This is a genomic window from Streptomyces boluensis (assembly GCF_009908195.1).
In the GTDB taxonomy this organism is placed as follows: Bacteria; Actinomycetota; Actinomycetes; order Streptomycetales; family Streptomycetaceae; genus Streptomyces; species Streptomyces boluensis.
Map to the genome: position 1 here is coordinate 1 of NZ_JAAAHS010000339.1, position 8,595 is coordinate 8,595.

The 8,595-nt window shown below is 68.8% G+C and carries 7 protein-coding genes and 1 pseudogene; 5 read left to right on the top strand and 3 right to left on the bottom strand.

Annotated elements, in window-relative coordinates; translation table 11 throughout:
• Together GUY60_RS29910 and GUY60_RS29915 are read right to left on the bottom strand one after the other, a co-directional pair.
• Window positions 1-851 (bottom strand): annotated as a pseudogene (locus GUY60_RS29910) (hypothetical protein); the annotation flags it as partial.
• Between the two features lie 77 nt (window positions 852-928).
• The gene (locus GUY60_RS29915; RefSeq protein WP_161703419.1) at window positions 929-1,132 is read right to left on the bottom strand and encodes a hypothetical protein; all 204 of its coding nucleotides are present in this window, start codon (window positions 1,130-1,132) and stop codon (window positions 929-931) included.
• A gap of 139 nt (window positions 1,133-1,271) precedes the next feature.
• Between GUY60_RS29915 and GUY60_RS29920 the strand changes: the two genes are divergently transcribed.
• Complete coding sequence (locus GUY60_RS29920; protein WP_161703421.1) at window positions 1,272-2,246, top strand: carbohydrate kinase family protein; 975 nt, start codon at window positions 1,272-1,274, stop codon at window positions 2,244-2,246.
• A gap of 22 nt (window positions 2,247-2,268) precedes the next feature.
• On the opposite strand, the gene GUY60_RS29925 is transcribed toward GUY60_RS29920, so the two are convergent.
• Window positions 2,269-3,648, bottom strand: coding sequence for a cysteine desulfurase/sulfurtransferase TusA family protein (locus tag GUY60_RS29925; protein ID WP_161703423.1), 1,380 nt, complete (start codon window positions 3,646-3,648; stop codon window positions 2,269-2,271).
• 358 nt (window positions 3,649-4,006) lie between these two features.
• Here GUY60_RS29925 and ctaC point away from each other — a divergent pair, with 358 nt between their 5' ends.
• The 4 genes from ctaC (at window position 4,007) to GUY60_RS29945 (ending at window position 8,489) form a co-directional block, all read left to right on the top strand.
• Window positions 4,007-4,966 carry an aa3-type cytochrome oxidase subunit II gene (gene ctaC / locus GUY60_RS29930; RefSeq protein ID WP_161703425.1) on the top strand — a complete coding sequence of 320 codons (960 nt, stop codon included), beginning with the start codon at window positions 4,007-4,009 and terminating at the stop codon, window positions 4,964-4,966.
• On the top strand, window positions 4,963-6,708 hold the full coding sequence (gene ctaD, locus GUY60_RS29935) for an aa3-type cytochrome oxidase subunit I (RefSeq protein WP_161703427.1): 1,746 nt from the start codon (window positions 4,963-4,965) through the stop codon (window positions 6,706-6,708). Before ctaC ends, ctaD begins: the two co-directional genes overlap by 4 nt.
• On the top strand, window positions 6,705-7,103 hold the full coding sequence (locus tag GUY60_RS29940; RefSeq protein ID WP_161703429.1) for a cytochrome c oxidase subunit 4: 399 nt from the start codon (window positions 6,705-6,707) through the stop codon (window positions 7,101-7,103). Before ctaD ends, GUY60_RS29940 begins: the two co-directional genes overlap by 4 nt.
• A gap of 141 nt (window positions 7,104-7,244) precedes the next feature.
• Entirely contained in the window at window positions 7,245-8,489 is a 1,245-nt protein-coding gene (locus tag GUY60_RS29945; RefSeq protein ID WP_161703431.1) for a L,D-transpeptidase, read from the top strand.
• Window positions 8,490-8,595 lie beyond the last annotated feature (106 nt).

The following is an 8,595-nucleotide window of genomic DNA, read 5'->3' on the forward strand; positions in this document are numbered from 1 at the left end:
CCGCCGGAGCCGGCCTTGTTCAGCAGGCCGATCGCCTTCTCCGCGCCCACCACGGGATACGTGTCGCCCTTCACCGGCTTCGTCAACTGCCCGCTGCCGCCCACCACTTGACCGTCCGAGCCGACCTGGACCCCGGTCGACCAGCCGTACGTGGGCAGCGCGCCCACCTTCGGGTCCGCGTTCACCACCCGTACCGCACCCAGCGTCTGCGAGGCGTCGAGGGCGGCACCGCGCTGCCCGACCGCTTCGAGCACCGGAGCGGCGGCCTTCTTCGCGGCCCGCTCGTCCACCGGCCCGGCCCCGGACCCCTCGGCGGTCGCGATCCCCGAAGACCCGTCGGCCCCCGAAGCCCCGCAAGACCGTCCCTTGAGGCAGTTGTCCGTACCGCCGGAGTGCGCCCGGAAGCTCCAGGTGCCCGGCGCCTCCTTGCCCACGGTGAGCACCGGACCCTCGCCCGCGCGGCCCACCTTCCACTCCGTGCCCTCGGTGCGCGGCGTGCCGGACACGTCAAGTGCCCTGGCGAGTACGGCCACTTGGGACGCGGAGACCGCGCCCCGCACCCGGTACACCGCCGCGGAGTCCGGCCCGTCCGGCAGCTCACCGCCCGCGCGGTACCGCACCCCGCCCGGTGCGGGTTCGCCGGGCGCGACCGAGCGCTCCGGGTCGTCCAGGGTGAGCGGGGGAGGGGTGCCGTCAGCGGTGGGCGAACCCGCGCCCGAGCCGCCGTCGCCCGAGGCGTTCGCCGCGACATACGCGCCGCCGCCCCCGGCGAGCAGCACCGCGGCCGCCACCGAGGCCACCGCGAACCGGGGCCGCCGACGAGGCCCTTCGTGCGTCTCTTCGCTGCTCACCGCATCGCTCCTTCATCCACGCCCTCGACTGTCGATGGGACGGAGGAGAGGAGCGCGCGGTTCCCGCTCCGCGCCCGTCAGTCGCCGTAGTGGTCGGACATCGAGTCCAGGAGCCGGGCCGAACTGCCCGGCACGATCACACCGTGGATACGGGCGGGGGAGACGGGCTGCGGCGCGGCCTCGCGCACCGCCGACCAGTGCGGCGCCATCCGGGCACAGTCCCCGCGCAGCTGCTGCAGGGTGAGGTCGGGCTGTTCCGGCAAGGCGGTGTGCTTCGACATATACGCACCGTACGCACGCGGAACCCCGCAGAAAAAGGTCTACTATCGGGTAGTTTTGGCAGTTCAGGGAAGCGGTGCGGACCCGGTAGCGTGAACTGTCACTCCTCACCGCAGCCTCTCCCATCAGGAGACTTACGCGATGCGTATCGCAGTCACCGGCTCCATCGCCACCGACCACCTCATGACCTTCCCCGGCCGATTCGCCGACCAACTGGTCGCGGATCAGCTGCACACGGTCTCCCTCTCCTTCCTGGTCGACAACCTCGACGTGCGCAGGGGAGGGGTGGGCGCCAACATCTGCTTCGGCATGGGACAGCTCGGAGCCCGTCCACTCCTGGTCGGCGCCGCGGGCGCCGACTTCGACGAGTACCGCGCCTGGCTCGACCGGCACGGCGTGGACACCGAGTCCGTACGTATCTCCGAGGTGCTGCACACCGCGCGCTTCGTGTGCACCACGGACGCCGACCACAACCAGATCGGCTCCTTCTACACCGGCGCCATGAGCGAGGCCCGCCTCATCGAGCTGCAGTCCGTCGCGGAGCGCGTCGGCGGCCTCGACCTGGTCCTCATCGGCGCCGACGACCCGGAGGCGATGCTCCGCCACACCGAGGAGTGCCGCAGCCGCTCCATCCCGTTCGCCGCGGACTTCTCGCAGCAGATCGCCCGCATGGGCGGCGACGAGATCCGCACCCTCCTGGACGGCGCGACCTACCTCTTCTCCAACGAGTACGAGAAGGGCCTCATCCAGTCCAAGACCGGCTGGAGCGACGACGAGATCCTGGGCCGCGTCGGCCACCGCGTCACCACCCTCGGCGCCCGCGGCGTCCGCATCGAGCGCGTGGGCGAGGACCCGATCGAGGTCGGCGTGCCCGAGGAGGACGCCAAGGTCGACCCGACCGGCGTCGGCGACGCCTTCCGCGCCGGCTTCCTCTCCGGCCTCTCCTGGGGCGTCAGCCTGGAACGCGCCGCGCAGATCGGCTGCATGCTGGCCACCCTGGTCATCGAGACCCTCGGCACCCAGGAGTACACCCTGCGCCGCGCCCACTTCATGGACCGCTTCACCAAGGCGTACGGCTTCGAGGCCGCCACCGAGGTCAAGGAACACCTGGCCTAGCAGGCGCGCCTCTCCCTGAGGCTCACGAGACCCGGCGGACCACATAAGCAGCACCACGGTCCGCCGGGTCCTCGCGTACGAACTCCTGGCCGCGCATCTCGCACCAGGCCGGGATGTCGAGCCGCGCCGCCTCGTCGTCCGACAGGACCGTCACCGTGCCGCCGACCGGGACGTCCCCGATGACCTTGGCCAGCTCGATCACCGGAATCGGGCAGCGCCGGCCGAGCGCGTCCACGACAAGCGAACCGGCCGCGGTGCCCGCCGTCGCGGCCCCGGGCGCCTCCAGCTTCTCCCGCACCGCCGCGACCGCCCCCGGCAGCACCCCGAGGAACCGCTCCACATCGTCCGCCGCCGTACCCATCGGGAGCGACACCCGGACGTTGCCCTCGCTGAGCACCCCCATCGCCTTGAGCACATGGCTCGGCGTCAGCGTGGAGCTGGTGCACGACGAACCCGACGACACGGAGAACCCGGCCCGGTCCAGCTCGTGCAGCAGGGACTCACCGTCGACATAGAGACACGAGAAGGTCACCAGATGCGGCAGCCGCCGCTCCGGATCGCCCACCACCTCCACATCCGGCACGAGCTCCGGCACCCGGGATCTGATCCGCTCCGTCAACTCCCGCAGCCGCACCGCCTCCTGCGCCGCCTCCGCGTGCACGGCACGCAGCGCGGCCGCCGCCGCCACGATCGCGGGCAGGTTCTCGAAGCCCGGCGACCGCCCCGACTCCCGTTCGTCCAGGGGCAGTTGAGACGCGAACCGCACCCCCTTGCGCACCGCGAGCAGCCCCACTCCCGACGGTCCGCCCCACTTGTGCGCACTCGCCGCGAGCAGCGACCAGGCCCCCTCGACCGGCCCCCAGGCCAGCGACTGGGCCGCGTCCACGAGCAGCGGCACCCCGGCCGCCCGGCACGCCTCGGCCACCTCGCCCACCGGCTGTACCGTCCCCACCTCGTGGTTGGCGGACTGGAGGCAGGCCAGCGCGGTGTCGCCGGTCAGCGCCCCCGCGAACTCGGCCGCGTCCACCCGCCCCGTACGCACCACCGGCACCTCGACCACGGAGCCGCCCCGCTCCTGGTGGGCGGTGGCGGAATGGAGCACGGAGGAGTGCTCGACGGCGGACACCACCAGGCGCTGCCCGACCCGGCGCCGCCCGGCAAGCGCCCCGGCCACCCCGGAGTGCACCGCGGCCGTCCCCGAAGCGGTGAAGACCAGCTCGTCCGGACGGCACCCCACGGCCTCGGCCGCCGCCTCGCGCGCCGCGTCGAGCAGCAGCCGGGCCCGCCGGCCCTCGCGGTAGAGCCGGGACGGGTCGGCCCAGCCCTCGTCGAGCGCGGCGAGCAGCGCCTGCCGGGCAACGGGGTGCAGAGGAGCGGATGATGCGGCGTCGAAGTAGGGCACATCGTCACGCTACCCGGATCGGGCGACGTCCCGGCGAGCCTGTGGACAACCCTCCCGAGGGGGCTGTCGGCCGTGTGGTCACAGGGCTCCGCCGACTTGTCGTCGGTATCTCTGGAGGGAGCGTCAGTTGCCTGCTCAAGTGCGGCGTTGGGGCCTTCGGAGGCCCTCGCGAGGGGCCCGCCGCCACCCCTTCGGGTCGTGCCACGGCGCGTTGGGCACCCTCCCCGCGCGACCCCAAATAGCGTCCAGTAGGGTTTGGTCCGCATAAACATCCAAACCCCTGCCCGTACAGGGTCCGGAGCCCGACCAGCATCGGCCGAGCCCGGCCGAGCGGGCGAGACTCTCGGGAAGGCGCTACGTGAGTCCCAACGGCTCCGACCGCTCGTCGCGGCGCCCGATGCGGCGGAAGCTGCCGCAGGTGCTGACTGCGGGCCTGATCCTGGCGACCGCAACCGGTTGCACATACAAGGACTTCCCCCGCCTTGGTATGCCAACGCCGACAACGGAAGAGGCTCCCAGGATCCTTTCCCTCTGGCAGGGCTCGTGGGCGGCAGCGCTCGCCACGGGCGTGCTGGTGTGGGGTCTGATCCTGTGGAGCACCTACTTCCACCGGCGCAGCCGCACCAAGGTGGAGGTACCTCCGCAGACCCGGTACAACATGCCCATCGAGGCGCTGTACACCGTGGTTCCGCTCATCATCGTCTCGGTGCTGTTCTACTTCACGGCCCGCGACGAATCGAAGCTCCTCGCACTCTCCGAAAAGCCGAAGCACACCGTGAACGTGGTGGGCTTCCAGTGGAGCTGGGGCTTCAACTACGTCGAGAACGTCCCTGGTTCCGAAGGCGACGCCAAGGCGAACAAGGAACTCTCGGCAATTCCGGACAAGTTCCAGAAGGACTTCCCGGAGAACGCCGGCGGTGTCTTCGACGTCGGCACGCCCGGCACGAGGAACCCGCAGAACGGCAACCCGGGCCCGACCCTCTGGCTGCCCAAGGGCGAGAAGGTCCGCTTCATTCTGACTTCGCGTGACGTCATCCACTCCTTCTGGGTGGTGCCGTTCCTCATGAAGCAGGACGTCATCCCGGGCCACACCAACGCCTTCGAGGTGACTCCCAACAAGGAGGGCACCTTCATGGGCAAGTGCGCCGAGCTCTGCGGCGTCGACCACTCCCGGATGCTGTTCAACGTCAAGGTCGTCTCCCCGGAGAGGTACCAGCAGCACCTGAAGGAGCTGGCCGAGAAGGGGCAGACCGGCTACATCCCGTCCGGTATCGAGCAGACGGACCCGGCCAGGAATGCGGAGAAGAACCAACTGTGAGCATCCTCAATGAACCCCAGGGTGCTGGTGCAGCAGGCGCCGCAAGCAGTGAACCGTATGAGAACGAGCTCCCGGTTCGGCGCAGGCAGCCCGGCAATGTGGTCATCAAGTGGCTGACCACCACTGACCACAAGACGATCGGCACGATGTATCTGGTCACGTCGTTCGTGTTCTTCTGCATCGGCGGTCTGATGGCGCTCTTCATGCGCGCCGAACTGGCCCGTCCCGGCACGCAGATCATGTCGAACGAGCAGTTCAACCAGGCGTTCACGATGCACGGCACGATCATGCTGCTGATGTTCGCGACGCCGCTGTTCGCCGGTTTCGCGAACTGGATCATGCCGCTGCAGATCGGCGCGCCCGACGTGGCGTTCCCGCGGCTGAACATGTTCGCGTACTGGCTGTACCTCTTCGGTTCGCTGATCGCGGTGGCCGGCTTCCTCACCCCGCAGGGTGCGGCCGACTTCGGCTGGTTCGCCTACAGCCCGCTGTCGGACGCGGTCCGCTCGCCGGGTATCGGCGCCGACATGTGGATCATGGGTCTGGCCTTCTCCGGCTTCGGCACGATCCTCGGCTCGGTCAACTTCATCACCACGATCATCTGCATGCGCGCTCCCGGCATGACGATGTTCCGCATGCCGATCTTCACCTGGAACGTGCTGCTGACCGGTGTTCTGGTCCTGCTCGCCTTCCCGGTGCTCGCGGCCGCGCTGTTCGCCCTGGAGGCGGACCGGAAATTCGGTGCCCATATCTTCGACGCCGCCAATGGCGGGTCCTTGCTATGGCAACACTTGTTCTGGTTCTTCGGGCATCCAGAGGTGTACATCATCGCGTTGCCGTTCTTCGGCATCATTTCCGAGGTCATCCCGGTCTTCTCGCGTAAGCCGATGTTCGGTTACATGGGCCTGGTCGGCGCGACCATCGCGATCGCCGGTCTCTCCGTGACGGTGTGGGCGCACCACATGTACGTCACCGGTGGAGTGCTGCTCCCGTTCTTCTCCTTCATGACGTTCCTCATCGCCGTGCCAACAGGCGTGAAGTTCTTCAACTGGATCGGAACGATGTGGAAGGGGTCCTTGAGTTTCGAGACCCCGATGCTCTGGGCCGTCGGCTTCCTGATCACCTTCACCTTCGGTGGTCTGACCGGCGTCATCCTGGCCTCGCCGCCGATGGACTTCCACGTATCGGACTCGTACTTCGTGGTCGCGCACTTCCACTACGTGATCTTCGGAACCGTGGTCTTCGCGATGTTCTCCGGATTCCACTTCTGGTGGCCGAAGTTCACCGGCAAGATGCTCGACGAGCGGCTCGGCAAGATCACGTTCTGGACGCTGTTCGTGGGCTTCCACGGCACGTTCCTGGTGCAGCACTGGCTCGGTGCCGAGGGCATGCCGCGGCGTTACGCGGACTACCTCGCGGCCGACGGCTTCACCGCGCTGAACACGATCTCGACGATCGCCTCGTTCCTGCTCGGCCTCTCCATGCTTCCGTTCATGTACAACGTCTGGAAGACGGCCAAGTACGGCAAGAAGATCGAGGTCGACGACCCGTGGGGCTACGGCCGTTCGCTCGAGTGGGCCACGTCCTGCCCGCCGCCGCGGCACAACTTCCTCACCCTGCCGCGGATCCGTTCCGAATCCCCGGCGTTCGACCTGCACCACCCCGAGATCGCGGCGCTCGACCAACTCGATCACGTTGACGAGGGCAAGGCGCTCGCGGGCGGCAAGGAGGCCGGCAAGTGAAGATCCAGGGCAAGATGTTCATCTGGCTGAGCGTCTTCGTCCTCGCCATGGCGATCGTCTATGGCGTGTGGTCGAAGGAGCCGGCCGGTACCACGGCGCTCTTCCTGGCCTTCGGCCTCTGCATCATGATCGGCTACTACCTGGCCTTCACGGCCCGGCGGGTCGACGCCATGGCGCAGGACAACAAGGAAGCGGATGTCGCGGACGAGGCCGGCGAGGTGGGCTTCTTCAGCCCGCACAGCTGGCAGCCGCTCTCCCTTGCCATCGGTGGCGCGCTCGCTTTCATGGGCGTCATCTTCGGCTGGTGGCTGATGTTCTTCTCGGCACCGCTGATCCTCGTGGGTCTGTGGGGCTGGGTGTACGAGTACTACCGCGGCGAGAACCAGAACCAGTGAGCCGCTAGCACGCAGCACCACCAGAGGGGCCCGGACACTCCGTCAAGGAGAGTCCGGGCCCCTCTTCTGCAGTAACCTCCACCCTCCCCCGTACGGATCACCGGGCGCGCCGCGGCTGACGAATCTTCATACCGTGTGCTCATGAGCAACTCACCGCGAATCAGCACGGTTCTGAGCTGCACGCTGGTGGTTGTCGCGCTCGGCGCGGGAGCCACTGCGTGCGGCGGCTCCGACGGCCACCCGCTCTCGGCGAAGCCGTACGACGCGGCCGGCCAGATCGTCTTCAACGGCCCCGAGGGGACCAAGAAGGCGGATCCGGAGAAGCCTCTGGAGGTGACCGCCCAGGGCGAGGAAGGGCGCATCACCGACGTCACCGCCACCGACTCGCTCGGCCGCTATGTGGCCGGCGAACTCTCCGCCGACGGCACGCGCTGGCACACCACGGGCCCCCTCGCCGCCGGCGTGCACTACTCCGTGAAGGTCAGCACGGAGGACGAGGACGGAGCGCCCGGAACGAAGCTCCTGGCCTTCGACACGGACACCCCGAAGAAGAAGCTCCTGAAGGTCGAACTCGGCCCGGAGAAGGGCACGTACGGCGTCGGACAGCCCGTTGTCGCGAAGCTCAGCAAGGCCGTCAAGGGCAAAGAGGCCCGCGCGACCGTCGAGCGCGCCCTCACCGTCCGCTCCACGCCCGCAGCGGACGGCGCCTGGCACTGGGTGGACAGCAAGGAACTGCACTTCCGCCCCCAGAAGTACTGGCCGTCCAACGCCACCATCGAGGTGCAATCCAACCTGGAGGGCATCAAGGTCAGCGACAGCCTGTGGGGCACCGACACCAAGCCCCTCAAGCTCAAGACGGGCGACCGCGTCGAGGCCGTGGTGGACGCCGGCTCGCACAACCTGACGGTCTACCGCAACGGCGAGGAGATCAACTCCGTGCCGGTCACCACCGGGAAGCCCGGCTACTCCACGCGCAACGGCGTCAAGGTCGTTCTCGGCCAGGAGTACGCGGTCCGCATGACCAGTGCCAGCATCGGCTCCGCGGACTTCTACGACAAGATGGTGTACTACGCGACCCGCGTCACCGACACCGGCGAGTACCTGCACGCCGCCCCGTGGTCCGCGGGCTCGCACGGCTTCGCCAACACCAGCCACGGCTGCGTCGGCATGAGCACCAGCAACGCCGCCTGGCTGTTCGAGACGCTGCGCCAGGGCGACATCGTCGAGACGGTCAACAGCTACGGCGAGGACATGCCGGCCTTCGGCAACGGCCTCGGCGACTGGAACATGAGCTGGAAGGACTGGCGCAAGGGCAGCGTCCTGCTCGCCGACACTCGCGACGGCCAGTCCACGGTCGACGCGGCCCGGCTCCGCCCCCAGGTCTGACCGGGCCCGGACAGCCCGACACCCCTGCCCCGTACGGAGATTGGCGCGTACGGAGCAGGGGTGCGTGAGGCGCGATGTGCGGGGGCGGCGGGGCGCCGGGTGGGGC

Coding starts and splice junctions, on each gene's coding strand:
- GUY60_RS29945 (WP_161703431.1), top strand. CDS start 7,245: ATGAGCAACTCACCGCGAATCAGCACGGTTCTGAGCTGCACGCTGGTG.
- GUY60_RS29920 (WP_161703421.1), top strand. CDS start 1,272: ATGCGTATCGCAGTCACCGGCTCCATCGCCACCGACCACCTCATGACC.
- GUY60_RS29915 (WP_161703419.1), bottom strand. CDS start 1,132: ATGTCGAAGCACACCGCCTTGCCGGAACAGCCCGACCTCACCCTGCAG.